General features: G+C 36.4%; 24 protein-coding genes, 2 tRNA genes and 1 riboswitch. Of the genes, 8 read left to right on the top strand and 18 right to left on the bottom strand.

Annotation, left to right across the window (positions count from 1 at the left end; translation table 11 throughout):
* Positions 1-13: 13 nt before the first annotated feature.
* Genes LDP15_RS08945 through LDP15_RS08930 form a run of 4 tightly spaced genes read right to left on the bottom strand, consistent with a single transcriptional unit; the run spans position 14 to position 3042 of the window.
* Complete coding sequence (locus tag LDP15_RS08945) at positions 14-814, bottom strand: energy-coupling factor transporter transmembrane protein EcfT (protein ID WP_004255779.1); 801 nt, start codon at positions 812-814, stop codon at positions 14-16.
* Positions 814-1680, bottom strand: coding sequence for an energy-coupling factor ABC transporter ATP-binding protein (locus LDP15_RS08940; protein ID WP_015425751.1), 867 nt, complete (start codon positions 1678-1680; stop codon positions 814-816). The genes LDP15_RS08945 and LDP15_RS08940 overlap by 1 nt, the downstream gene beginning before the upstream one ends.
* Positions 1677-2165: a GNAT family N-acetyltransferase gene (locus LDP15_RS08935; RefSeq protein ID WP_052312050.1), complete on the bottom strand. Its 489-nt coding sequence runs from the start codon at positions 2163-2165 to the stop codon at positions 1677-1679. Before LDP15_RS08935 ends, LDP15_RS08940 begins: the two co-directional genes overlap by 4 nt.
* Before the next feature lie 43 nt (positions 2166-2208).
* Positions 2209-3042 carry an energy-coupling factor ABC transporter ATP-binding protein gene (locus LDP15_RS08930; RefSeq protein WP_012897143.1) on the bottom strand — a complete coding sequence of 278 codons (834 nt, stop codon included), beginning with the start codon at positions 3040-3042 and terminating at the stop codon, positions 2209-2211.
* Between the two features lie 143 nt (positions 3043-3185).
* On the opposite strand from LDP15_RS08930, the gene LDP15_RS08925 reads away from it, so the two are divergent.
* Positions 3186-3273: transfer RNA gene (locus LDP15_RS08925), tRNA-Ser, on the top strand.
* Positions 3274-3340: 67 nt separating this feature from the next.
* Here the strand turns inward: LDP15_RS08925 and eno are convergent.
* Positions 3341-4609, bottom strand: a complete 1269-nt coding sequence (gene eno, locus LDP15_RS08920) for a phosphopyruvate hydratase (protein ID WP_015425750.1) — start codon at positions 4607-4609, stop codon at positions 3341-3343.
* 78 nt (positions 4610-4687) lie between these two features.
* Positions 4688-4760, bottom strand: a riboswitch (Fluoride riboswitch).
* Positions 4761-4899: 139 nt separating this feature from the next.
* Between eno and LDP15_RS08915 the strand changes: the two genes are divergently transcribed.
* Complete coding sequence (locus LDP15_RS08915) at positions 4900-5406, top strand: DUF2325 domain-containing protein (RefSeq protein ID WP_015425749.1); 507 nt, start codon at positions 4900-4902, stop codon at positions 5404-5406.
* Between the two features lie 108 nt (positions 5407-5514).
* Here LDP15_RS08915 and nrdG read toward each other — a convergent pair whose 3' ends face one another.
* Positions 5515-6120, bottom strand: coding sequence for an anaerobic ribonucleoside-triphosphate reductase activating protein (gene nrdG / locus LDP15_RS08910; RefSeq protein ID WP_171052460.1), 606 nt, complete (start codon positions 6118-6120; stop codon positions 5515-5517).
* Positions 6117-8360, bottom strand: a complete 2244-nt coding sequence (gene nrdD, locus LDP15_RS08905) for an anaerobic ribonucleoside-triphosphate reductase (protein ID WP_029344778.1) — start codon at positions 8358-8360, stop codon at positions 6117-6119. The genes nrdG and nrdD overlap by 4 nt, the downstream gene beginning before the upstream one ends.
* Positions 8361-8703: 343 nt before the next feature.
* Between nrdD and LDP15_RS08900 the strand changes: the two genes are divergently transcribed.
* Positions 8704-10023: a LysM peptidoglycan-binding domain-containing protein gene (locus LDP15_RS08900; RefSeq protein WP_015425746.1), complete on the top strand. Its 1320-nt coding sequence runs from the start codon at positions 8704-8706 to the stop codon at positions 10021-10023.
* 38 nt (positions 10024-10061) lie between these two features.
* Here LDP15_RS08900 and LDP15_RS08895 read toward each other — a convergent pair whose 3' ends face one another.
* The 5 genes from LDP15_RS08895 to LDP15_RS08875 all read right to left on the bottom strand — a co-directional run bounded on the left by LDP15_RS08895 (position 10062) and on the right by LDP15_RS08875 (position 13062).
* Positions 10062-10346, bottom strand: a complete 285-nt coding sequence (locus tag LDP15_RS08895) for a hypothetical protein (RefSeq protein WP_003131192.1) — start codon at positions 10344-10346, stop codon at positions 10062-10064.
* On the bottom strand, positions 10343-10891 hold the full coding sequence (locus LDP15_RS08890) for a DUF6036 family nucleotidyltransferase (protein WP_003131191.1): 549 nt from the start codon (positions 10889-10891) through the stop codon (positions 10343-10345). Before LDP15_RS08890 ends, LDP15_RS08895 begins: the two co-directional genes overlap by 4 nt.
* 118 nt (positions 10892-11009) lie before the next feature.
* Positions 11010-11522, bottom strand: a complete 513-nt coding sequence (locus tag LDP15_RS08885; RefSeq protein WP_023189990.1) for a cysteine hydrolase family protein — start codon at positions 11520-11522, stop codon at positions 11010-11012.
* 165 nt (positions 11523-11687) lie between these two features.
* Positions 11688-12533: an aldo/keto reductase gene (locus LDP15_RS08880; protein ID WP_003131189.1), complete on the bottom strand. Its 846-nt coding sequence runs from the start codon at positions 12531-12533 to the stop codon at positions 11688-11690.
* A gap of 64 nt (positions 12534-12597) precedes the next feature.
* Complete coding sequence (locus LDP15_RS08875) at positions 12598-13062, bottom strand: GyrI-like domain-containing protein (protein WP_015425743.1); 465 nt, start codon at positions 13060-13062, stop codon at positions 12598-12600.
* Positions 13063-13275: 213 nt separating this feature from the next.
* Between LDP15_RS08875 and LDP15_RS08870 the strand changes: the two genes are divergently transcribed.
* The 3 genes from LDP15_RS08870 (at position 13276) to LDP15_RS08860 (ending at position 15109) form a co-directional block, all read left to right on the top strand.
* Positions 13276-13752 carry an S-ribosylhomocysteine lyase gene (locus LDP15_RS08870; RefSeq protein WP_015425742.1) on the top strand — a complete coding sequence of 159 codons (477 nt, stop codon included), beginning with the start codon at positions 13276-13278 and terminating at the stop codon, positions 13750-13752.
* 186 nt (positions 13753-13938) lie between these two features.
* A complete protein-coding gene (locus LDP15_RS08865) occupies positions 13939-14106 on the top strand; it encodes a hypothetical protein (RefSeq protein ID WP_003131184.1) in 168 nt (55 codons plus the stop codon).
* Positions 14090-15109, top strand: coding sequence for a Gfo/Idh/MocA family oxidoreductase (locus LDP15_RS08860; RefSeq protein WP_042230025.1), 1020 nt, complete (start codon positions 14090-14092; stop codon positions 15107-15109). Before LDP15_RS08865 ends, LDP15_RS08860 begins: the two co-directional genes overlap by 17 nt.
* Before the next feature lie 45 nt (positions 15110-15154).
* Here LDP15_RS08860 and LDP15_RS08855 read toward each other — a convergent pair whose 3' ends face one another.
* From LDP15_RS08855 to LDP15_RS08835, 5 genes are all read right to left on the bottom strand, one after another.
* Positions 15155-15808 carry a YcjF family protein gene (locus LDP15_RS08855; RefSeq protein ID WP_015425740.1) on the bottom strand — a complete coding sequence of 218 codons (654 nt, stop codon included), beginning with the start codon at positions 15806-15808 and terminating at the stop codon, positions 15155-15157.
* Positions 15809-15903: 95 nt separating this feature from the next.
* Entirely contained in the window at positions 15904-17781 is a 1878-nt protein-coding gene (locus LDP15_RS08850; protein WP_015425739.1) for an ABC transporter ATP-binding protein, read from the bottom strand.
* Positions 17778-19613 carry an ABC transporter ATP-binding protein gene (locus LDP15_RS08845; protein WP_015425738.1) on the bottom strand — a complete coding sequence of 612 codons (1836 nt, stop codon included), beginning with the start codon at positions 19611-19613 and terminating at the stop codon, positions 17778-17780. Before LDP15_RS08845 ends, LDP15_RS08850 begins: the two co-directional genes overlap by 4 nt.
* Before the next feature lie 170 nt (positions 19614-19783).
* A complete protein-coding gene (locus tag LDP15_RS08840) occupies positions 19784-20197 on the bottom strand; it encodes a DUF1398 domain-containing protein (protein WP_015425737.1) in 414 nt (137 codons plus the stop codon).
* Between the two features lie 148 nt (positions 20198-20345).
* A complete protein-coding gene (locus LDP15_RS08835) occupies positions 20346-21173 on the bottom strand; it encodes an NAD(P)H-hydrate dehydratase (protein WP_015425736.1) in 828 nt (275 codons plus the stop codon).
* Between the two features lie 140 nt (positions 21174-21313).
* Between LDP15_RS08835 and LDP15_RS08830 the strand changes: the two genes are divergently transcribed.
* Entirely contained in the window at positions 21314-22591 is a 1278-nt protein-coding gene (locus LDP15_RS08830; protein ID WP_015425735.1) for an NAD(P)/FAD-dependent oxidoreductase, read from the top strand.
* A 63-nt stretch (positions 22592-22654) separates the two neighbouring features.
* Positions 22655-22740, top strand: a tRNA-Leu gene (locus LDP15_RS08825).
* Between the two features lie 78 nt (positions 22741-22818).
* Here LDP15_RS08825 and LDP15_RS08820 read toward each other — a convergent pair.
* Positions 22819-24741: a fructose-1,6-bisphosphatase gene (locus tag LDP15_RS08820; protein ID WP_015425734.1), complete on the bottom strand. Its 1923-nt coding sequence runs from the start codon at positions 24739-24741 to the stop codon at positions 22819-22821.
* Positions 24742-24904 lie beyond the last annotated feature (163 nt).

Here is a 24904-nt window from a genome sequence, read left to right as displayed (position 1 = left end):
CTTGAGCTTTTATTTAGGAAACTTTTGACCATAAAATAAGTAAAATTGTCATTATGATAATAGATACAACGAGCAAGCTATCTCGCATTTTCCATTTGAGTTGACGGTATTTTGTACGTCCATCTCCCCCTTGATAGCCTCTGCTTTCCATTGCGACTGCTAAGTCATCCGCACGGCGGAAAGAACTGACAAATAATGGAATTAAAATTGGAATGACTGATTTGATTTTTTTCAGTAAATTTCCTTCGCCAAAATCCATTCCTCTGGCTTTTTGAGCATTCATAATCATTGTTGTGTCATCCATTAGTGTTGGAATAAAGCGTAAAGAAATAGATAACATCAAACCTAATTCGTGAACAGGGACTTTGATTTTTTTCAAAGGTCCTAAGCCTTTTTCAATTCCATCAGCCAAGGTCAATGGTGGCGTGGTCAGCGTCAAAATTGTTGACATAAAAATAATCAAGACAAAACGAAAGAAAATATAAACAGCATTAATCAAAGATTCAGTTGAAATTTTGATAAACCATAGACTAAAAATGACATGTTGACCATTAGTAAAAAGCATTTGGAAAATAACTGTGAACAGAATTAAACCAATCATTGGCCGTAGGCCTTTTAAAAAATAAGAAACTGAAATCTTGGATAATAAAACACCCGCTAAAGTGTAAAGCACTAAAAGAAGATAACCTAACCAATCGTGAGCCAAAAAGATAATGACAACAAAAGCAATCATCACCAAAAGTTTTGACCGCGGGTCCATGCGGTGAATGATACTATCACCTGGAATATAACGTCCCATCAGCATATTTTGCATCAGTTTTCACCTCCTGATTTTACTGACAGACTTGTTAGTAAATTAACAAGTTCAGCTCGTGTGATTGGCAATTTTTCAAAAGTATAGGCCCCTGTTTTTTGAAGTTGGTCAGCAAAATGAGTCGCTTTTGGCACTCCCAATTCATGTGCTTTCAAAAAATCAACTTCTTGAAAAACATCTGACGGAGTACCACAGCTGATAATATGTCCTTTTTCAAGAAGATAAACATAGTCAGCATAATCGGCCACGTCATCCATTAAATGAGTGACTAAAACAACGGTTTGACCCGTCTGATGAATACTCTCAAAAAGTTTCATCATCTCAATTCTAGCTTTTGGGTCAAGGCCCGCTGTTGGTTCATCAAGTACCAAAACTTCTGGTTCCATCGCGAGAATCCCAGCAATGGCCACACGACGCATTTGTCCTCCTGAAAGTTCAAAAGGAGATTTTTCCCAAAATTCTTTTGAAAGGCCGACCATTTCCAGTTTCTCAGCAGCAATTTTCTCAGCTTCTTCTTTTGAAATTCCAAAGTTTTGTGGTCCAAAAGCGACATCTTTTAAAACCGTTTCTTCAAAAAGTTGGCTTTCAGGAAATTGAAAGACTACACCTACTTTTTTGCGGACAGGTTTAATCTCTTTTTGTTTACTTGTTGAAGTGACAACAATATCACCTACTCTAACCGTCCCTTGTGTAGGCTGCAACAATCCATTCAGATGTTGCAAAAGTGTCGATTTACCAGAACCAGTATGCCCAATCAAAGCCGTATAACTTCCTTTTTTGACTTCTAAATCAATGTCAAAAAGGGCACGACTGGCAAAGGGACTGTTGGGCTGATAAGTATAATTTACTTTTTCAAATTTAATCATTTTTCTTTTTTCTCAAATCCAATAATATCCATTTTTTCATTAATATGTGTCAAACTCCCAGTAGCTTGATAACCAAGTTTTTCATAAAAATGGATGTTGCCTGCTTCTTGCAAAATAGTTGATAGTTCCCACCCATCTTTAGGATGGTACATCTGTTCAAGTTTCTTTATGGTCATTTGCCCCAAACCTAGATTTTGATAATCTGGTAAAATGCCAAAGTCTCCGATATGAATTTTATCTTGACCTTCAAAATCCCAAGTCACATGAGCTAGACGAACAATACCTACAATTTTTTCGTCAAATTTAATAAAAAATAAGCTCATAAATTCTTTATCAAACCATCTTTCAATTTTTGTTATGGGAGTGTTTGCTGGGTTAATCTCATCATCATGATACTTTTTCAAATAGAGACTAAAAATGAACTGATAGAGTTTCAAAACATGGTTTGATTGACTTTTTTCCACTTTTACAAGTTCAATTTCCATGATCAAATCTCCTTTATTACTGACAGAAATTCTGTCAGTAAATTTAGCGCAACTTATCAGCCAAAAGCTCTACCAATTCGTCTTCTGACAGATACTTTTCTGGTAAATCAAAGCCATTTTTTCGCAGGTCTTTCATTAAATTTGAAGAGAAGGGAACATCTAGTCCAATTTCAACCATATCCTCACTCGTTGCAAAGAGTTCAGACGGTGCCGCTTCCTTAATTATTTTTCCTGCTTTCATCACTAAAATTCGGTCAGAGCTTGCTGCTTCATCAAGGTCATGAGTAATAGATAAAACGGTCAGTTGATATTTCTCTTTAATTTCATGAATCACGCGCATAATCTCTTGACGCCCGGTTGGGTCAAGCATTGAGGTTGATTCATCAAGAATAATGATTTCAGGTCGCAAAGCAATAATTCCAGCCACGGCTACCCTTTGTTTTTGTCCACCAGAAAGTCTCGCGGGTTCGCGGGTTTTGAAATCAAGCATATTGACAGCAAGCAAAGCTTCGTCAACTCGTTTAATCATCTCTTCCCGTGGAATTCCTTGATTTTCCATACCAAAAGCGACATCATCTTCAACCGTTGCCCCAACAAATTGGTTATCCGGATTTTGAAAAACCATCCCAATCTTTCGACGAAGATTCCAGACATTTTCAGCAGTCAAAAGCTCTCCATCAATTTTGACTTTTCCTTCAAATTCTTCAAAAAGACCGTCAATCAGTCGAGCAGTCGTCGATTTCCCAGAACCATTTTGGCCAATAATCGAAACCCATTCCCCTTTTGTAATCGAAAAGGAAACCCCATTAAGCTGATTTACATCACTTTCTTTTTCATATTTAAAAACTAAATTTTCTACTTCGAGAATTTTATTCATAGCCCTTATTATACCAAATTTTAAACACTTTTAAGCATTTAGTTTTATATTTCTACTAAAAATGACATTCTTTATCGCCAAAACAAAACATTTAAAAGTTATTGCTAAACAAGAAGAAATTTTGTTATAATATTAAGGAAGTCGGAGAAGTGTCCGAGTGGCCGAAGGAGCACGCCTGGAAAGTGTGTATACGTCACAAGCGTATCGGGGGTTCGAATCCCCTCTTCTCCTTTATAAATTCACATTCTTAAAAATAAAAAAACATTAATTATAAAAATTAATGTTTTTTTATTTTTATCTATCCTGGAAAACTAGCAAGAGCTACATCTTTTCCTAATTCTTCTTCAATTCGCAAGAATTGATTATATTTTTCAACCCGTTCACTTCGAGCCATTGAACCTGTTTTTATTTGGCCAGCATGCATGGCTACCGCAAAATCGGCAATGTAGCTATCAACTGTTTCACCTGAACGGTGAGAAATCATTGTCTTATAGCCTGCTTTTCTCGCTAAACTAATTGCTTCAATCGCTTCAGTTACTGTTCCGATTTGATTAAGTTTAATCAAAATAGCATTTGCTACGCCTTTTTTAATTCCTTCTTTGAAAATTTCGGGATTTGTCACAAAAATATCGTCACCCACTAATTGAATTTTTTGACCTTGAGCTTTCGTTTGAGCTGCAAAGCCATCCCAGTCATGTTCAGAAAATCCATCTTCAATGGAAATAAGTGCTGGATATTTTTCAACTAAATTTTCATAGTAAGTCAATAGTTCTTTAGAAGTCAATTTTTGCCCTTCAAAACGATAAACTTTTTCTTTATCATCATAAAATTCACTTGAAGCTGGGTCAATGGCAATCGCAATTTCTTCACCAGGAACATATCCTGCACTTTCAATTGCTTGATAAAGTGTAGCAATTGCATTTTCAGTAGAACCAAGTTTAGGGGCAAAGCCACCTTCATCACCTACGGCTGTTTCTAGCCCTTTGTCAGCTAAAATTTTCTTCAGAGTATGGTAGATATTTGCAATTTTTTCTAAACCATTGCGAAAGCTTTCCCGTTTGACTGGTGTAATCAAAAATTCTTGAACGTCAATTCCTGAATCGGCATGTACTCCACCATTAATGACATTGAAAAATGGTTGAGGAAGTTCTAAATCAACTCCACCAAGATAGCGATAGAGTGGAATTTTTTCACTATTCGCTGCCGCGCGAGAAATGGCCATTGAAACCCCTAAAATTGCATTAGCCCCTAAACGAGATTTATTTTTTGTCCCGTCAAGCTCAATCATCAAATGATCTAATTTTGCTTGATTAAATGGTGATTGTCCTTTCAAGGCTTCATAAATTTCGCCATTGATATTTGCGACGGCTTTAGAAACGCCTTTCCCTTGAAGACGGTCTCCACCATCTCTTAATTCAACTGCTTCACGGTCTCCGGTTGATGCTCCTGAGGGTACTGCTGCGCGTCCTAGTGTTCCATCTGTTAATCTAACATCTACCTCAACGGTTGGATTTCCTCTAGAATCAAAAATTTCTCTTGCGTGGATGTTTTCGATTGTGACTGTCATAATAAATCTCCTTTTCTTTTCCTTTAATGCCTTGTAAGTCAAAGAAAAAATGGCAGACTACAAGGCAAAAAAAGACTTTGCTTTGTAGGCGCCATTAGATTCAAGCTATTTCTTGAAACGGTTTCGGGTGTGCACCATACCCATCTGCTATTAATTTACCACTTTATTTTTATGAGGTCAAATTTTTGAAACTTATATTTAAAAAATACATTTATCATTAAGCAAAATTGTGTTATAATCACTATAATTCGCTCCTGTCAGTAAAGACAGAGCCATCAGTAAGGAATGACATGAAAACACTACTTGTTCTATGTGAAGTTAAATATTGGCATGATTTTAGAGAGGGCTTGGCAAAAGTTGGCGTTTCTTTTCTTGGCTTTGATAAGAAAAAGCCTAATCGATTTGAGATTGATCAACTTGTTGCCAAAGCTGATTTCGTCATTATGAGAAACCGCAATGTGGCTCATCATTCAGTTCAATTTGCTAAAGAAGCTTGTAAAGCAACCGATACACCCTTTTGGATTAGTAGTAACTTTGGTTTAGAAACCATTATCAAGCAACTTTCTCAAACTTTTCCAGATGAATCTTTTGAAAGCACCGACCAAAATAAGAAAAGCAAAAGGAAAAATGAAAATAGAGTTCTGCAAAAGCAAAATTCCTTAGCCGAAAGTGCCCAAAGCAAAGAAAGTCAAAATTATTTAAAAGGAAAAAAGAAACATCTCCCTCTAAAATCGGCGCTAAAAGATTTCAAAATTACTGACGACGAACCAGATTTTACAAAATTATTTAAAAAATAAGCGCTGATGCATTTGTCAGTGCTTATTTTTAGTGACAGAATTTCTGTCAGAAGATAGCCGTTGGCACTTTAGTGCTTACGAATATGCTCGAATATCCATAAGTAACTTTTAAATTAATTTTTCTTTATGAATTTGTTCAAAAGTTTTTTCACCATCATTGAGTTTTTCCCAAATGACAACTTGTCCTTGTTTTCGAGATTTTGGTACATCGATAATCCGCTGATTTGATGACCCACGGAATTGGAGCATTAAGTTTTTCTTTGATAATTCAAAACGACCGTCAACTAAAATATCTAACAAATCAAGCATTTCTAATTTGTCATCTGTTTCAAGCAACATCTCTTCCCATGTATAACCTGTCCATGACCAAATATCTTTATCCGGTAACTCACGACGAATCCGTTTGAGCAAAGGAATCAAAAATGTCGTGTTCAAGAAAGGTTCCCCACCAAGAAGCGTCAATCCTTGGACATAAGGTTGAGAAAGATCAGCCATAATTTTATCTTCAAGCTCTTTGGTATAGGGCGTTCCATAACGAAATGACCAAGTGGCTTGATTATAGCAGCCCTCGCAATGAAACATACAGCCGCTCACATAAAGTGAGCAGCGCACCCCTTCACCATCAACGAAATTGAAGGGTTTATAATCTGCAATATAATTTTGTGAGAGTTCATCAGCTCTCCATTCTCCTGGTTTTGGATTGTTCATACTTATTTCTCCGCAAAATATTTTGATTTCGCTTCGTCAACTTCGACTGAATCAATCAAATTTCCATCGTTCAAGGCTCCGACAGAACCATTCATATGTTTTACACGTGATGAAATTTCTTTGTGACGACCATGAACCATTGGACGTGCTTGCGGATTTCCAAGATATCCACAAGTTCTTTTGACAACGTCACAGGTTTTAGGATCATCATTGCCACATTGTGGACATTTAAATCCACGTTCCGTTGCCGCAAAATCTCCTTCAAAGCCACAAGCATAGCAGTGGTCAATTGGTGCATTTGTTCCAAGATATCCAATGCGATCGTAGGCAAAGTCCCAGACTGCTTCAAGAGCTTTCGGATTTTGTTGAAGAACAGGATATTCACAGTAATGAATGAATCCACCATTGGCATAAACAGGATAGTCTTTTTCAAACTCTAATTTTTCAAATGGAGTTGGATTTTTACGCACATCATAGTGGAAAGAATTAGTATAGTAATCTTTGTCAGTAATATCTGCAACTGAACCGAATTTTTCTTTATCCATTCGGCAGAAACGGTCAGTTAAACTTTCTGACGGTGTTGAGTAAACAGAATAATGATAACCAGAGGCTTTAGACCAATCTTCACAATCTTCATGCATTCGTTTCACAATTTCAATTGTAAAAGCTTTAGCTTCAGGATTATTTTCCCAAGTTGGGCCATAAAAAGTAGTCGCCACTTCATAAAGTCCAATGTAACCTAAACTTACAGTTGCACGTTCTTTATTGTACAATTCATCAACTGAACCTTCGGCATCAAGACGTCCCAATGCACCATTCATAAAGAGAATAGGTGCATTTTTAGGTTGTGCTTCTTTAGCACGTTCAACACGAAAAGCAAGGGCATCATGAGCAATTTCAATTCTTTCATTGAAGATTTCCCAGAATTTTTCTTTATTTCCAGCGGCTTCAAGAGCAATACGTGGAAGGTTAACTGTAACAACTCCAAGATTATTACGTCCAGCAGTCACGTCATTCCCATTTTCATCTTTCCAGCCTTGCAAGAATGAACGACAACCCATTGAAGCTTTAAATGAACCTGTTAATTCAACAATTTTATCATAGCTCAAAATATCAGGGTACATCCGTTTTGTTGAACATTCAAGCGCAAGTTCTTTGATGTCATAGTTTGGTGTCCCTACTTCAAGGTTAAGCCCACGTTTGAGCGTGAAAATTAATTTAGGGAAAATGGCAGTACGGTGTTCTGAACCTAAACCACCAATCCGTACTTTCAAAATTGCTTTTTGGATTTCACGCGCATACCAATCGTCTCCAAGACCAAAACCAACCGTTACAAAAGGCGTTTGACCATTTGAAGTAAACAAAGTATTAATTTCATATTCTAAAGATTGCATTGCATCATAGATATCTTTGGCTGTTTTTTCACGAGCATAAGCTTCTTGTTTTTCAGCACCATCAATCCATTTTTGTGCATCTTTTAAATGTTTTTTATAATTTAATTTCGCGTAAGGCGCCAATACTTCATCGGCACGGTCAAATGAACAACCACCATATTGTGAACTAGCCACATTAGCGATGATTTGACTGGCTTGCGCAGTTGCTGTTTGAATTGATTTTGGCGAATCTACTTGCGCATTTCCAAGTTTAAAACCATTTTCAAACATATTTTTAAAGTCAATCAAACAACAGTTAGCCATTGTAGTAAATGGACTATAATCAAGGTCATGATAATGAATATCACCTTTTTGGTGAGCATTTGCCACATGTGGCGGAAGAAGTTTCAATCCAATTGCTTTGGAAACCGCACCAGCTGTCAAATCACGTTGAGTATTGAAAACGTTAGAATCTTTATTGGCATTTTCATTAACGACAGTTTGGTCGCGATTAATTAATTTTTCAATCGTGAAATTGATATCCGTTGCTTTGGTACGGGCCAAATCACGGTTAGCACGATAAGAGATATATTCTTCAGCCAATTGAGTTTCACCAGACTCAAGGAGTTCTTGCTCAACAATCGATTGAATTTCATAAATTTTGACATTTTCAGAAAAACGAGTAAAGATTTCACTGACTACTCTGTCAGTAAGTTCTGAAAGAACCGACATATCTGTCAGTTCGACTTTTTTAGCCGCTTTAGTCAAAGCATCAAAAATTTTCTCACTGTTAAATTTCACTGAGCGTCCGTCACGCTTTATCACATTAATTTCTTCTAGTGTTACATCTTGATATTTTACTTCACTTTTCATATTAACCATCCTCTTCAATTACATCATCTATTTTATCAAATTCTCGGAAATGACACAATATATAGGTTAAATTATGTAAACACACACAATATCTTGTGTTGCTTGTTTTCATTCCCTTTTCTCAATTTCGCAAAGCAAAATATAATCTCCTTGTATTCAAAACGTAATCAATGCGTCTTAAATCAGACTTTTTCTCTAAATCCTCACATTTTCTAGCCAATATAAAACATTAAATAAAAAACGTTTACAAACCGCCACATAATTGTCATCTTTTTCTTCCATTAAGCGTGGTAAAATAGGGTAGTACTTATTTTATTCTGTATTTTCAGGAAAGGAATTATTTATGCCAGTTTCTCGTATTAAAGTTAAAAATAGACATTTAAAAAAGAAAGCCAAAAAACCACTGGCTTTTTATAAACCAGCGACCAAATTTGCTGGCGCTGTTCTCATTGCAGGAACTTTGACGACCACTCATGAGCTTTTGCTCCAACAAACAAGCCCAATGGTTCAAGCTGCAACAAATTCGACAGAAGCTTTTATTGAAAGTATTGCTGCATCAGCAAAACCAGTTGCCGATAGCAATGGTCTTTATCCTTCAGTTATGATTGCCCAAGCTATTTTGGAAAGTAACTGGGGTTCAAGCCAACTTTCTCGTGCCCCCTATTATAATTTATTCGGTATTCAAGGAACTTACCAAGGAAAAAGCGTTGTTTTTAAAACTCAAGAATATCTCAATGGTAAATGGGTCACAAAAGATATGCCATTTAGGGTTTATCCTTCCTTTAATCAAAGTTTCCAAGACAATGCTTATGTTTTAAAAACTACAAACTTTGGAAATGGTCCTTATTATGCTAAAGCTTGGCGAGCAAACGCAGCAACTTATCAAGATGCAACTGCAGCTTTAACAGGAAAATATGCAACTGACCCTAATTATGGTGCTTCCCTGAATCGAATTATCTCCCAATATAATTTGACTCGTTTTGACGGGGCTTCTTCAGCTGGTACTTCTAACACTGGTGGTTCGACAGTTACAAATACCAATAATAATACAAGTATAAGCTCAACCACTTATACGGTTAAATCTGGCGATACACTTTGGGGAATTTCGCAAAAATATGGAATTAGTGTTGCTCAAATCCAAAGCGCGAACAATCTTAAAAGTACAGTCATCTATATTGGGCAAAAGCTTGTATTGAAAACTTCAAGTTCTTCGTCTAATACAAATAGTTCAACTTCTTCAGGAAATTCTGCCGCAACTACAACGCCTACTACTTCGGTAACTCCTGCCAAACCAGCTTCACAGACGACGATTAAGGTTAAATCTGGTGATACGCTTTGGGGACTCTCTGTCAAATATAAAACGACGATTGCTCAACTCAAGAGTTGGAATCATTTGAATTCTGATACAATTTTCATTGGACAAAACTTGATTGTTTCACAATCTGCCGGTTCTTCAAGTTCTTCAACAGGTTCAAGCTCAGCCTCTACGAGTTCAACTTCTAACTCTTCTGCAGCTTCAAATACCTCTATCCATAAGGTTGTTAAAGGAGATACACTTTGGGGACTTTCACAAAAATCTGGTAGCCCAATTGCTTCAATTAAGGCTTGGAATCATTTATCAAGTGATACCATTTTAATTGGTCAATATCTTCGTATTAAATAAATTGTAATTTATAAAATATAAAAAGAATGAAAGTTAATTCATTCTTTTTTTAATTCTTTTAAAACAGACTGAAGATGAATCGATTGAGTCGGTTCAGACATGCCAACAGTCATTTCCCAAGGTGTTGTTTCTTTTTCAAGCGCGAGTTCAAGAAAAACGCGTTGAAAAGAAGTTAATTCTTCAGAACTCATTAAATAATCAATATCTGTCTTTGAAAGTAAAATTTTGTCCCGTTGAATCACTTTATTTAAATAACGGACCCAAAGTTCTAAATTCCATTTAGACTTTTGAGCAGCATTCAGGAGATATTCAATCCACGTCATTGCAATAACCTCAGTATTTTTGGATTTTTTCGTAAATAATTTTTTAAGGCTTCTTCACCGTAAGCTAAACTAAAAGCCTCTAAAATGACCGCTGGGTCTGCTGAACCATCTGTATGTTTAAATCGTTCTAAGAGAGGATCTGGGCTTTCAATTTTTAATTTTTTCATTATTTTTGCGATGTCTGGAACATCTTTGGTTCGGCCAGCCTGTATTTTATCGATAAGAATAGATTCGAGTGATGACAGACCAACAGTCAAATGACTTTCCACGAAAATAATTGTTTCATCCGTTTTTGAATGAGACATGACTTCGCCAACTGCTTGACTCAACCAAGGTTCATTAGAGGTTCCGACATGAAATTCTTCACCAATTTCTTGAATGATTTTTTCAACTTTTTCGGTACTTTCATAAAAGGCATCTATATCCTCTGTTGCCTTCATTCCATAGTATTCAAGGACGAAACCACCAACACAGTGTAAGTGAAGTTGCAAATTTTCTTCTGAAAGTTTTTCGTTCAAGCGGGAAAATAATTGATGATAATCCAAATTTATACCTCGCACTCACCTTCAAAATTTTTCTTATTTCTCACTCCATTATCAATTATCATAAGGATTTTGTCAAGTTGAAATTACTGACAGACCTGTCAGTAACTTTTTACCAAAATTAGGCATTCGTGATTTCTATTTGACAAGAACGCATTGTTTCAAGTGCTGCCAAATGTTTTTCAGGTGAAACTCCAGCACAGCAAGAAGCATCAACACTTATTTTTACTTCTGGCGCATAGGCTTTGATTAACAAGGCATTGGAAACAACACAAATATCCGTACAAATTCCGACAAGTTCAACTTCATCATAATTTTCATCTCGAATAAATTCTGCCAATGTTCTTGAACCAAAAGTTGTTTTTTCAAAAATTTTAGCAAAGCCAACTTGAGCTTCTTTACGAATTTCCCAACCAAAAGTACCATTTTGACAATGAATAACTGGCAGATTTTTGCCTTCTTGTGTCGTTAAATAATCTTCAAAATGGGTGTCTTGGGTTGCTAGACGATTTTCTTTAGAATATTGAGAGAGTTTTTCAATGACATTTGGGATAATGGCTTGTGCTTCTTTTGTGCCCAAACTTCCATCAATAAAATCATTTTGAAAATCAACTAAAACAAGTGCTTTTTTCATCATTTCTCCTTGATATTTGATCATTTTTCTTTATTATAGCAAAAATCTAAAAAGCCTGTCAGCAAAATTTTACTGACAGACCTTTTTTAAATTACTGACCAAATTCTCTGCTGTCTTTTAAGAGATGTAAACAATCTGTCAGTAAAATATGTTCATAATTATTCTTTAGAAATCAACTTCATCAGGGTTTTTAGCCAAACCAGCTTTTCCATGAAGGCTGTCAATAAAAGCAATATCTTCAATACTTAAATCAAAATCAAAGATTTCTGCATTTTCTTTAATTCTTGCAGGGGTTACTGATTTAGGAAGTGGTAAATATCCTTTGTGAAGAGACCAACGCAATACCACTTGAGCAATACTCTTGTTGTATTTACTTGCCAAGTCTGCAAGTTCTGGAACTTCAAAGATTTTACCTGTTCCAAGTGGGCTGTAAGCCTCAGTCAAGATATTGTTGTCAACATTAAAACTTACAATTTCTTCTTGTTGATCACTTGGGTTGACCATAATTTGGTTAACTGCTGGTTTAATTTCAGCAAATTTCAACAATGGTTTTAGGTGACGTGGGTGGAAGTTTGAAACACCAATTGCACGGATTTTACCAGCTTTTACGCCTGCTTCCATGGCTTTCCAAACTGCAAGATTACGTGTTTCAAAATCAGGGCGGAATGCTTTAGGATTTGGCCAATGAATGAGGTACAAATCAACATAATCAAGTCCCAATTTTTTCAAGGATTCATCCAAGGCTTTCGCAGCGTCCTCTGTTGTTCCTACACCCCAAAGTTTTGTTGTAACGAAAAGTTCCTCACGGGGAATTCCTGAATCAGCAATTGCTTGACCGACTGATTCTTCATTTTTATAAACTGCCGCTGTATCAATATGACGATATCCTGCTTCAAGTGCTGCTTTTACCGCATTATAAGCTTCTTCTCCGCTCGCAGATTGCCAAGTTCCAAAGCCAACTTTTGGAATTTTAATGCCATTGTTTAGTGTGTAAGTGTCTGTTAATGTCATGTTTTTTTCTCCTTAGTAATTTTTGAAATACAACAACTCGTCATCAATGAAACTATTTGGACTTTTATATTCTTTCAATTGGAAACCAAAGTTCTAACTCTTCAGGATTTTCTGCTGAAATTGATTGATGTTCTTGTACTGCTCCAACAATTTCTAAATCATTTTGAGTTAAATAATTCCACATGTCTGAATAAGTCTTGTTCATTTCATAAGTTGTTGTTTCAACAACGAAATAACGAAAGCCTGGAAGTGTCCATTTAGTCCAATTTTCAGGCTTTTGCGCTGAATTTTCAACTTCAACGCCTGCCAGATAGAGTCCACCATTATTCCATGGTTTAAATTGCCCTGATTCATCAGACATGGCCCCCAAAATTGTGAGTGGCTGCTTAATCAAATGAATAATTTCCTCAAAAGCGTTGGTTGCTTCTTGCCAGAGTGGTGGAATCCAAATGTCAGCTTCTTGTGCTTTACCTAAGCCTTCTTTTCCAATGATGGAGAAAGATGACTTTTCAACTTCTCTGATGTTCACTTCCCCTCCTCACTCTTTTTGACAATGATGTTTCTTGCTTTTTTAAGCAATAAGGCTTCTTTTGAAACCGTTATAAAGTCATTTTACCACTTTATAATTAAAATGAAAAAATATTTCGCTCAAAAAATGATAGAATAGAATTAGAATTTAAAATAAAGGAGGAGATACTAACAAGGCTGACTTTTATCAGCTGAGTTTTGTATCCTATATCTTATGGCTGAAGTAGAATCTTTTCAATTAGACCACACAAAAGTACTTGCCCCTTATGTCCGCTTAATCGGTAGCGAAACTGGGCCTAAAGGCGATGTTATCACTAATTTTGACGTTCGTTTTGTTCAACCTAATGCGAATGCCATTGGAATGGCCGCTTTACACACTATTGAGCATAGCATGGCTAGTTTAATTCGCGATAGAATTGATGGCATGATTGACTTTTCACCTTTTGGATGTCAAACTGGTTTCCACATGATTATGTGGGGTGAACATAGTTCAGAAGAAATTGCAAAAGTAATTAAATCTTCTCTAGAAGAGCTTGCAAGTGATGAATTTGGTTGGGATAATGTCCCTGGTGTTGCTGAAAAAGAATGCGGAAATTACCGTAATCACTCACTTTTCGGTGCTAAAGAATGGTCTAAGAAAATTCTTTCTGAAGGAATTTCTACTGACCCTTACGAACGTATAGTAATTTAAAGTTTATTCTAAAAGTTCAGCATTTTTAAATTACAAGTGCAACTTCATTTCCTTTAGTAAGGAATTTAATCGGTCAAATTTTTACTGACAGCTCTGTCAGTAACTTTTTGACTTTTATCAGTCAAATCCACTTAGAAAGGAACTGAATTCAGTAGGCACTTTACTTACTGAAACCTAATTTATCTTATGGGAAAATATCAACTTGATAATAAAGGACAGAAATCTGTCGGAAAATTTCACGAAAAAAACTCAACGGTAGGCGGAAAAGGCATCAATACAAAGAATGCCACTCAAGCTAAAATTGAAGCCCTCCGTGCCAAAATGGAGAATAAAAAGAATGACAAAAAAGCTTAATATTGCCTATGTTGGTTTTGGTAAATCAACAAATCGCTATCATATTCCTTATGTGAAAGAACGTGAGAATATTGTGATTAAACGAATTGTCAACCGGACTTTAGGAAAACGTCCTGAACAAGCAGAATTAGAAGCAAATGGAACTTTGTTCTCCACTGACATCGCTGATATTATTAATGATGATTCAATTGATTTAGTAGTCATTGTGACTCCAGCTTTTGCTCACTATGACTATGCTAAGGAACTCCTTTCAGCTGGAAAAAATGTACTCTGTGATAAACCATTAGTCGAAACCTTGGAACAAGCTAAAGAATTGGTAGCTCTTGCCAAAGAAAAAAATCTTTTCTTCATGCCTTTCCAAAATCGACGCTTTGACAGCGACTTTTTAACCGTCAAAAAAGTGATTGAGCAAGGTTATTTGGGTGATTTGGTAGATATTACTGTCAATATGGACCACTTTAGACCTAATGATACCAGTCAAGGTGGAAATTTTGATGGCGCTTGGTATGGTCACGGTGTTCATTTAGTGGACCAAATGGTTTCACTTTTTGGCGCTCCCAAAGAAGTTCAATATGATATTCGAGCAACAAGAGATTATGACAGTGTCGATGACTATTTTTCTGTCAATCTTCTTTATCCAAACTTGCGAGCAACTGTTGCTGCTACTGAAGTCGCTGCTCTACCACATCCAAAATGGCTTGTTTATGGTACGAGAGGAACTTTCATCAAAATGGATGTTGACCAACAAGAAAATGATTTAAAAGTTGGCATGTTCCCAGGTGATGAAGGTTTTGGGCAAGACAGTCCAGCTGATTTTGGGCAACTTACCTATTTCAATCAAAATGGTGACCGTATTGTGAAACATATTCCAACGGTTGCTGGTGATTACGGCAGAGTTTATGATTCAGCTTATGAATCAATTATTAATGGAGCTGACAAATTGGTTTCCGATGAACAAATTTTGGCTGTCATTAAAACTTTGGAAAATGGTTTTTCTAAATAATAATAAAAAGACTTATCAACTGATAAGTCTTTTTTTACTGACAGCCTATTTTTTCTTATTGGCTTTTTGTAATTTACTGACCAAACCTTTGAATTGACCTTCAAAAGTCAGGACATTATTGAAAATATCTTCGCCATCATTAAGCATTTTGACAGTTACCCAGCCTAGGGCTTCTGTAATTGTTGTCGCCACTGTGGCATTAATTGCTCCACCTGCAATTGTTCCCACCGCAGGAACAAATTTTAAAACATTCCCTACAAGGCTTCGACCTAAACCAACAACAACTAATTCCTTAGTGATTCCTTTTGCCAATGCTTCTGACCAAGAAGCCCCAAATATCTTATAAAGTCGCATCATCATTGTCAATTGAATCGGAACAAGCAAGACGGCATCTGAAAAGGGAATTGGTGAAAAGCCAACAATTGCCGCCGTCAAGGTAGCGAAATGAATGGTTTCATGGCATTTCCTTCGCGTTTGACTGTCCACTCCAACCAAAAATTCATCAAAGAGGTGGTCAAATTTCTGAGAATTGCTAGCTAAAAACTGCTCTGCTTTCGCTTTTGAAACAGTTAAAGAAGAACTGATTATTTTTGCGGAACGAGCAGGCATTTTTTTGAGCACTTGATTAAAAAACTCCTCAAAAGCTGCATTGCTTTCTTGATCATTTTCTTTTATTTTCTTATCTGATTGTTTAAACATTATCGCTCCTTCTCGCCTATTTTTAACTCATTATAACAAAATAGACGCTTAATAAACAAAAAAATCAATCAAAAAGAGACTGATTTTTTGATATCTTATTTTGCAAATTGTGAATTATAAAGGCTAGCATATAATCCATTTTCTTTAAGGAGACTTTCATGGTTCCCCATTTCCACAATATTTCCATTTTCCATAACCAAAATCTGATTGGCATCACGAATAGTAGATAAACGGTGAGCAACGACAAAGCTTGTCCGTCCTTTTAATAGACGATTCATCGCTGATTGAATCAGGCGCTCCGTTCTTGTATCTACACTGGACGTGGCTTCATCCAAAATCAATATTTCTGGATTTGCTAAAAAGGCACGGGCGATGGTTAATAACTGCCTTTGCCCCTGAGAAATATTGCTTGCGGCTTCATTCAAAAGGGTTTGATAACCTTGAGGTAAAGTGGTGATAAATTCATCAGCATGTGCCATTTTAGCTGCTTGAATCACTTCTTCTTGTGTTGCTTCAAGACGACCATACTGTAAATTATCCATAATTGTCCCTGAGAACAACCAGGTTTCTTGTAAAACCATTGCCATTCGTCCACGTAATTGTTCACGGTCAATTTCGCGAATGTCTTTTCCTTCAAGTAAAATTTTTCCCGAAGTGACATCGTAAAATCGTTCGAGCAAGTTAATCATTGTTGTTTTACCTGCTCCAGTTGGTCCCACAATGGCAATCATTTGCCCAACTTCAACAGAAAAATTAACGTCTGTCATTAAGGATTGATTTTCATTATAAGAAAATGCGACTTGGTCAAAATTGATGAAATCAGTCTTGTCAGTCGCTCCTAAATTACTGACAGCTTTTTTTGAACTTTCGTCAGCAACTTTTTCACTGACAGGAATTCCGTCAGTCATTTCTTTTTCATCTAATACTTCAAAAATTCGTTCGGCTGACGCAACTGTAGCCTGAATGGTGTTGAGCATATTCGAGATATTTGTGATTGGCTGTGCAAATTGATTGGTATATTGCAACATGGCTTGAACATCTCCGAGATTAACCGTCCCTGAAATAACCTTAAGACCACCAATTACGGCCATGGCTAAGTAATCTAAATTATTGATAAATCGCATGGTTGGATAAATCAAAGTCGATACAAATTGAGCTTTCCAAGCTGATTTATAAAAATTATCATTTCTTTTTGCGAATTCTTTTTCAGCTGAGGCTTCATGATTGAATGTTTTAATGACCGTATGCCCTGCATAATTTTCTTCAATTTGGTCATTCAATAATCCCAGATTTTTTTGTTGTTCAGCAAAGAATTTTTGAGATAAAGGTGCAACAATCCTTACCGTAATCATTGCCAAAGGAACTGTGATAAAGGCAACAAGTGCCAACTGCCAAGAAATGGTCAACATGAAATAAATAGTTCCAACAAATTGCAAGAGACTTGTGATAAGCTGAATCAAAGTTTGATTTAAAGTCCCTGAAATATTATCCATATCATTTATCATTCGACTCATGATATCCCCATTACTATGGCTATCATAATATGAAACTGGCAATTTTTTCATTTTGTTTTTAAATTCACGACGTAAAGTATAAACTGTTCGTTGCGAAATGCGTGTCATAATGCTTTGTTGCAAAATCCCAGAGATAAATGAAATCAGATAAATGACCATGACATAAAGCAAAATAGATTCGACCTTAGCCATGTCAATTTGAATTGCGGTATGATTTTTTAGACTTTTTGTTACGCCATCAAATATCACTGTGGTTGCATTTCCCAAAATTTTGGGTGCCTGAACCGACAAAATGACTGACAGCGAAGCAATTAAAATTGAAAAAAGGAGTCCCCATAAATCTCTGCGCATATATTTGAAAAGTCGAATAATCGTTGGAAAGAAATTTTGAGCTCGCCGACCTTTTTGAAAACGATCAGCCCCTTTGCCACCTCGATTGAGATAATTTCCTCTCATCATTGGTCATCACCTCCTCTGGCGGTCAAATGTGCAATTGAAACACCCATCTTGACCAAATCATCATCCGAGAGTTGAGATTGCATTGTTTCTTGATATTGCGGACATGATTTTGCCAAACTTTCATGAGTACCAAGTCCTACGGCAATTCCATTTTCTAAAACTAAGATTTGATCAGCTGACATAACGGTTGCGATTCTTTGAGCCACAATCACCTTGATTTTATTTTTATGTTTTTCCGAATGATTAATAGCTGTTCGTAATTGTCTGTCAGTAGCAAAGTCCAAGGCCGAAAATGAATCGTCAAATAGATAAATTTCTGCCTCTTTAATCAAGGTTCTAGCAATCGAAATTCTTTGTTTTTGACCACCAGAGAAATTTGCGCCATTTTGTTCGACCGCCAGCTCAAGTCCACCTTGTTCACGAACGAAATCAGCAGCTTGTGCAATTTCCAAAGCTTGCCACATTTCTTCATCTGTTGCATCACTTTTCCCAAATTGAAGATTCGAGCGGACAGTTCCCGAAAAAAGTTGAGCTTTTTGTTGCGTAAAAGAAACTTTTTCATGCAAATCATACTGTGAAATTTGGCGAATATCAGTACCATCAATTGTGACACTTCCATTTGTCGGGTCAATTAATCTGCCAATCAAATTCAAAATTGTTGATTTACCAGAACCAGTCCCCCCAATAATTGCTAAGGTCTGACCAGCTGCTACATTTACTGACAAGTCACTTAGCGCTTGTCTTTTTGCTTCATCAAATTTGAAAGATACATGATCAAGAGCTAGAGAATTGCTGACAGAATTACTTTCAGACAACTTGTCGTTACCGTCAGAGGATAGCCGTTGACGCTTTAGCGCCTCTACGGATATGCTCGAATTTTCATCAGTAATTTTATCTTTAGTTTCTAAAATTTCTCGAACTCGAACAGCTGAAACCTGAGCTCGTGGCACCATGACAGCAACTGCTGATAATTGCATAAATGACATCAAAATCTGTGTGGCATAGGTCAAAAAGGCAACTAATGAACCCATTTCCATCATATTTTTACTGATAAGATGAGCACCAAACCAAACAATTCCAATATTTGTAAAACTAAGAATAACTGTCATAATTGGCATTAACATCGCAATCGTCGTCAAAACCACTTGACTGGTATGTGTCAAATCACGGTTAGCATCATCAAATTTATCAATTTCATATTGATCTCGTCTAAAAGCACGAATCACCCGAACACCAGTCAATCCTTGTTGAAAAATCATATTAATTTTATCAACTTTTGTTTGCATTGACCGAAAACGTGGCATGGAAATAGCAATATTAATAACGACAGCCAAAGTTAAAATAGGCAAGGCAATCAAAAAAACCAGCAGTAAATCATGCGATAATTTCCAAGCCATGAAAATAGAACCAATGAGCATCATTGGCGCCATGAGCATCATTCGTAACATCGTTTGAAAGACATTTTGCAATTGAGTCACATCATTTGTTGTACGTGTAATTAAAGTTGCATCACCAAATTCCTGAAAATTGCGCTCGTCCATAAATAAAACTTTCTTAAATAAATCATGGCGTAATTTCAGGCCCAATCCTTGAGATTGTTTGGAAGCAAAATAAACATTTCCAATTGCCGAAAGCCAACTGGCCAGGGAAACAAAAAGCATGATTAGACCCATAAACCAGATATATTTCATATCAGATTGACCAATGCCTTTATTGATAATATCCGCTGTAATCGTTGGAAGCCAAAGATTAGTCACAACTTGAATAACTAACAAAAAAAGTGCCCAAAATACAGGCCAAAAATTTAAATATCGCCTTCCAATCGTTAGCATAATTTCCCCTTTTCTCCAGAAACTACTCTTAGTAGTTTTTCTTTATACTTATTAGTTTTCATTCAAATATTATAGCACTTTTATCAGAAATTAACGGAAAAGTTACTGACAGAATGATTAATTTAGTAAATAATTTTACCAAATATTTTAATCATTCTGTCAGTAACTTTTTAATGAATTTCGACCGCTGGATAGGCCTCAACGTAGCTTTCTCCTTGACTTCCTAGATAAGTGACTTTTCTTTCTGAAAAATCAGCTTCATAAGAAATCACACCAGCTTCCCAAGTGGCATTCAAGAATTCCGGAAAAGTCGTTTGTCCAGCTTGGTCAGCCCGCAAGGCCTTAATCAACGCTTCTTGGTCAAAAACTGACACCTCATGAAAACCACTCACCATTGGTGAATTGGTCACGCTAATTACGCCAGCGCTTGTCCAAAACGTGCTTTGTCCGGCAGGAAGGGTCCAAACATTTTTTAAAACTCCAGCTTCTCGCATACATTCAGCCAAGTATGGAAAACCACCTACTTTTGGACGAATTTTCTCTGCTTTTTTCATGGCGCCTTGCACAAGTTCAATTGCATTCATCTTTTGACCTCATCTTCATTTATTTTGATGATTAATTATAACAAAAATTCTAAGAAAAAAATGCTGACGGAGGACTGAAATTTTCGTCAGTAATTTTTTTATTCCCAACTTCAATACTCCCCTTGTCGCATTGAACTGACAGAATTAATCAGCATTCATATTTTTTCATAAATAATGGAATTTCTTCAATCAATCGACTTGGCAAGACCACATATGATTTCTGAGCTAAGACGCTTGCGATTAAACTATGCAAGTAAGTTGCAGCAGCTACTACTTCCTCTGTTTCTCCATGAAACTGAGCTAAAAAGCCACCAACCATCCCGGCTAAAGTGTCCCCCATTCCCCCTGTTGCCTGAGCTGGACTTCCTATTTTCAAGATAAATGACTCCTGATTTGGCGCAAAAATTCGTGTTTCTGAAGATTTAGCAACAACAATTGCTCCGAATTGATTAACAAAATCTTGAACTTCTTCTTTGGTTTGTTGACCAATTTTCAAACCAGAAAGTCGTTCCAATTCCATTTCATGAGGTGTAAACACCGTATTTTCAGGAAATGGTAAGTCTAAATGCTCTCTAGCAAAAAGGGTCAGTGCCGAACCATCAATGACTAACTTTTGATTTTCTGTCAGTAAATTCAAAATTTCTGTCAGTAAATCTAGTCTTTCTAAGCCCAATCCTGGACCAATAACAATAACATCAGCAGCTTTTGCTACTTCTCTTAGCTTTATCAAATCATCAAAATCTAAAGTCATTGCTTCTGGAAGTCTTGCCTGTAAAGCACTATGATTTTCTTTAGCCAGTGCCACAGAAACTAAGCCAGCACCTGAATAAACTGCACTTGTCGTCGCCAAAATAGCCGCACCACCATATTGACGATTACCGCCAATCACTAATAAGCGACCATAAGTTCCTTTGTAAGAAGCTTTTTTACGTTTTTTAATTACTTTTGCTAAAATTTCATCAGTCAGTTCAATCATAATGCTATTTTACCGCATTTCATATCGATTTCCAATATCAAATATCAATATTTTAAAGCCTTATCGCTCGCTGAATTTAAATTTACTATTTTTCAATACTCTTTCCCCTATTTATGCTCACATCATGTTAAAATTAAAGCATGACAAAATCAGCTAAAACATTTGACGTTATTGTTGTTGGCGCAGGCCCTTCTGGAATGATGGCTGCCATCTCAGCCGCGCAAAACGGAGCAAAAGTTGCTCTTATTGATAAAAATAAAACAGTCGGAAAAAAATTATTAATGACAGGTGGCGGACGCTGTAATGTGACAAATGCCCGCTCTGTTGACGAAATACTAACAAATGTTCCTGGAAATGGTCGTTTTCTTCATTCAGCCTTTTCTCAATTTTCTAACCTTAATATTATCGAATTTTTTGAAAGCAATGGTGTTAAATTAAAAGAAGAAGACCACGGGCGCATGTTCCCTATAACCGACAAATCAAAAACAATTGTTGATGCCCTCTTCAATAAAATTTTGAGCCTCCATGTTTCTTATTTTCCAAGCCAAGCGGTTGATAAGCTCCTCATTGAAAACGGAGCGGTAATTGGTCTTGAAACGGATAGCGAGAGCTTTTTAAGCCCTACAATTATCCTCTCAACAGGCGGACGCGCTTATCCTTCCACAGGTTCAACTGGTGATGGCTATCGTTTAGCACGCTCAGCAGGGCATAGTATTTCACAACTCTATGCCACTGAATCTGCCCTGATTTCTGACGAACCATTCATTTTAGACAAAAGTCTTCAAGGCATTTCCCTACGCGAAATAAAACTCTCAGTACTCAATTCTAAGGGAAAAGCGATAATCTCTCATCAGCATGATTTATTATTTACGCATTTCGGAATTTCTGGTCCAGCTGCTCTGCGTTGTTCAAGTTTCATTAACCAACTTCTTGCTAAAGGTGAAAAAATGGTCACAGTCAGCTTAGACCAATTCCCCGAAAAAAAGTTGGGCTCTTTGAAAAATGAACTGACTAGCCTTTCTAAAACAGATAAATCAATTAAAAATGCCTTCTCAGGATTGACCCAAGAACGTATGCTTCTATTTATCCTTGAAAAAGCTGGAATTGACCCTAGTCTTTCTGCCAAGACGCTATCTGAGCAGCAAATTGATAAAATCGCTAGTCTTTTCAAAAATTGGCAAATCACAATTAGCAAAACTTTACCAATTGAGAAATCTTTTGTAACAGGTGGCGGTGTTTCTCTCAAAGAAATAAATCCTAAAAGTATGGAAAGTAAACAAACCCAAGGTTTATTCATGACCGGTGAACTTTTAGATATTAATGGATACACTGGCGGTTATAATATTACCTGTGCCTTTGTGACAGGTTTTGTTGCTGGAAAACATGCTGCCCAAATCGCATCTTATTTCCAACAATAAGTCAGCCCTAGCTCAGGCTTGCACATTCTTTATAGAAATGGTACTATATTAAAGTACTGTTTTGCGGTGGTGGCGGAATTGGCAGACGCGCAGGATTAAGGATCCTGTCGGGAATTTTCTTGGTGCGGGTTCAAGTCCCGCCCACCGCACTAATATTAACTCGGCTAAGGCTGAGTTTTTTTATTGTCTTTTTTGGAAACAAATAAAAAGTACCAACACTGGTACTTTTAAAATTCCTCATAATGTTCAAAAAGCACTTCTAAATCTGCTATTTCACTTAACAAAGTTTGGCCAACATTTGTATCCTTGACTCGTTTTCTTTGGTCAACTTCGGCTACCAAGCGTTTCAGGCTAATAATATCCGTCCCTTTTTCAACTGCTTCTTTAACGGTTGAAAAAGGTTGATGAGCAACCAGTTGAATGCCAAAACTATTATAAAGAAGAGTATATCCAGCAATTCCTGTTTCTTTTTGATAAGCTTTTGCAAAACCACCATCTATCACAATCAACTTTCCATCTGCTTTGATTGGATTTTCACCATTTTTTTCTTTGATAGGGGTGTGCCCATTCACCAAATGTCCCTCTTCATCTAAACCAAAGTTTTCTAAAATTTTCCTGATAATTTCAGCTTCCTCACGCAATTGATAATAAGGATTTTTCTTTTCCACATGCGTTTTCTTATCCTTGATATAATAGCGTTCAAAGGTTGTCATTGCCGTTTTACCAAATAATGAAGAACATTCTCCCACCCAAAGATACCACATCAAATCTGTTGCTAAATCCGTCGAGTTTTCTGGATGAGCAAGACATTTTCTAACCTCTTGGTCAAAGAAATCAAGTAAATCACGGCCAGCATGAGCCTCTTTGTTAACCGTAAATGATTTAAAATCACCATTTTCATGTAAGGGAAGACAGCCATGAATCAACAAGTTTCCATTGTAAGAAAGATACATGGCTCCCTTTTCTTGTAAAAATTCAACATGACGTTTAAGTTTATCAGAACTTCTAAAATTATTTAATAAATGACTGATTATTTTTTCTTCTTCAGCGGTCAAACTTTCAGGCTGCTCAGGATTTACTGTGGGCGCTTGAAAATCAGTTAATTCATAAACTTCAGTTCCCAATTTTATTGTTTTTTCGGAAAAATCAATGAAATGAAGGACGTCACGATGTTCAAGTTGAAAATCAGGTCGGCGTTTTATCAACTGACTCTCTAACTTAAATTGTAAAATGGCTGTGGCTTCTTGTAATTTATTAAGGAGTGCCTTTTCATCATCTGACAAACGAACCCCTTCGACCAAACGTGGTTGAAAAGCCTCACTTGGCTTATAATAACGTTCAGCATACTCTAAAATCATCCGTAAATTAATCCCATAAGATTCTTCAAGAATATCGAGATTTCCATAGCGGGCACAGATTCTAATTACATTCATCATGGCTAAAGGTGAACCACTAAAAGCTGCCATCCATACAATATCATGATTTCCCCATTGAACATCAACTGAGGGCATTTTTATTAAGCGGTCAATGATTTTATCTGGATAAGGTCCTCGATCATAAATATCTCCCACCACATGAAGGTGGTCAACCGTCAATCTGCGAATCGTATCTGCAAGTGCAACAATTAAGCGAGTAAATTCACCCAAATTTTGCAATTGCGAAAGGATTGAATCAAAATAATCTCTTTTATCAGTCGTCGAATCAACTTCATTGATTAACTCTTCTAAGATATATCGAAATTTTTCTGGAAAAGCTTTTCGGACTTTTGAACGAGTATATTTTTGACCGACAAATTTTACAGTCTTTAAAAGATAAACTAAATTGATTCGACAATAGTTCTCAAATTCTTCTGTCTCTTTTAGTTGACACTCAGAATCTAGTTTTTCTTGTGGATAATAAATCAAGGTTGCAAGTGATGATATTTCTGTCGCAGAAAATTCTGGAAAACAATCTCTAAGTTTTTCTTTGATACTGCCAGAACCATTTCTCAAAACATGATTAAAAGCATCATATTCACCATGCACATCACTCATAAAATGCTCTGTTGCTTTTGGTAGTTCACAAATAGCACTCAAATTAATAATTTCTGTCAGTACTGCTTCCTTTGACGAAAACTGTTTTTTTAGTAATTGATAATATTTTTTATCCATAATAAAAGTAAATGAGGTTTCGATCCCTCATTCACACTCTGCTTTCTATCTAAAAAAGTCGGGAATTATTAGACTTATTCTTGCATTTTATCATATAGAAAGCAGATAGTAAAGCGCTCACATTTGTAATTAATCATTATTTCTGTCAGTAAATTTTTACTGA

Origin of the sequence: Lactococcus sp. SK2-659, from assembly GCF_020218185.2 — a bacterium.
Lineage (GTDB): Bacteria > Bacillota > Bacilli > Lactobacillales > Streptococcaceae > Lactococcus > Lactococcus lactis.
This window is presented reverse-complemented; position numbering and strand designations above follow the sequence as displayed.

Coding starts and splice junctions, on each gene's coding strand:
- LDP15_RS08945 (WP_004255779.1), bottom strand. CDS start 814: ATGCAAAATATGCTGATGGGACGTTATATTCCAGGTGATAGTATCATT.
- LDP15_RS08940 (WP_015425751.1), bottom strand. CDS start 1,680: ATGATTAAATTTGAAAAAGTAAATTATACTTATCAGCCCAACAGTCCC.
- LDP15_RS08935 (WP_052312050.1), bottom strand. CDS start 2,165: ATGGAAATTGAACTTGTAAAAGTGGAAAAAAGTCAATCAAACCATGTT.
- LDP15_RS08930 (WP_012897143.1), bottom strand. CDS start 3,042: ATGAATAAAATTCTCGAAGTAGAAAATTTAGTTTTTAAATATGAAAAA.
- eno (WP_015425750.1), bottom strand. CDS start 4,609: ATGACAGTCACAATCGAAAACATCCACGCAAGAGAAATTTTTGATTCT.
- LDP15_RS08915 (WP_015425749.1), top strand. CDS start 4,900: ATGAAAACACTACTTGTTCTATGTGAAGTTAAATATTGGCATGATTTT.
- nrdD (WP_029344778.1), bottom strand. CDS start 8,360: ATGAAAAGTGAAGTAAAATATCAAGATGTAACACTAGAAGAAATTAAT.
- LDP15_RS08900 (WP_015425746.1), top strand. CDS start 8,704: ATGCCAGTTTCTCGTATTAAAGTTAAAAATAGACATTTAAAAAAGAAA.
- LDP15_RS08895 (WP_003131192.1), bottom strand. CDS start 10,346: ATGACGTGGATTGAATATCTCCTGAATGCTGCTCAAAAGTCTAAATGG.
- LDP15_RS08885 (WP_023189990.1), bottom strand. CDS start 11,522: ATGAAAAAAGCACTTGTTTTAGTTGATTTTCAAAATGATTTTATTGAT.
- LDP15_RS08880 (WP_003131189.1), bottom strand. CDS start 12,533: ATGACATTAACAGACACTTACACACTAAACAATGGCATTAAAATTCCA.
- LDP15_RS08870 (WP_015425742.1), top strand. CDS start 13,276: ATGGCTGAAGTAGAATCTTTTCAATTAGACCACACAAAAGTACTTGCC.
- LDP15_RS08865 (WP_003131184.1), top strand. CDS start 13,939: ATGGGAAAATATCAACTTGATAATAAAGGACAGAAATCTGTCGGAAAA.
- LDP15_RS08860 (WP_042230025.1), top strand. CDS start 14,090: ATGACAAAAAAGCTTAATATTGCCTATGTTGGTTTTGGTAAATCAACA.
- LDP15_RS08855 (WP_015425740.1), bottom strand. CDS start 15,808: ATGTTTAAACAATCAGATAAGAAAATAAAAGAAAATGATCAAGAAAGC.
- LDP15_RS08850 (WP_015425739.1), bottom strand. CDS start 17,781: ATGATGAGAGGAAATTATCTCAATCGAGGTGGCAAAGGGGCTGATCGT.
- LDP15_RS08845 (WP_015425738.1), bottom strand. CDS start 19,613: ATGCTAACGATTGGAAGGCGATATTTAAATTTTTGGCCTGTATTTTGG.
- LDP15_RS08840 (WP_015425737.1), bottom strand. CDS start 20,197: ATGAATGCAATTGAACTTGTGCAAGGCGCCATGAAAAAAGCAGAGAAA.
- LDP15_RS08835 (WP_015425736.1), bottom strand. CDS start 21,173: ATGATTGAACTGACTGATGAAATTTTAGCAAAAGTAATTAAAAAACGT.
- LDP15_RS08830 (WP_015425735.1), top strand. CDS start 21,314: ATGACAAAATCAGCTAAAACATTTGACGTTATTGTTGTTGGCGCAGGC.
- LDP15_RS08820 (WP_015425734.1), bottom strand. CDS start 24,741: ATGGATAAAAAATATTATCAATTACTAAAAAAACAGTTTTCGTCAAAG.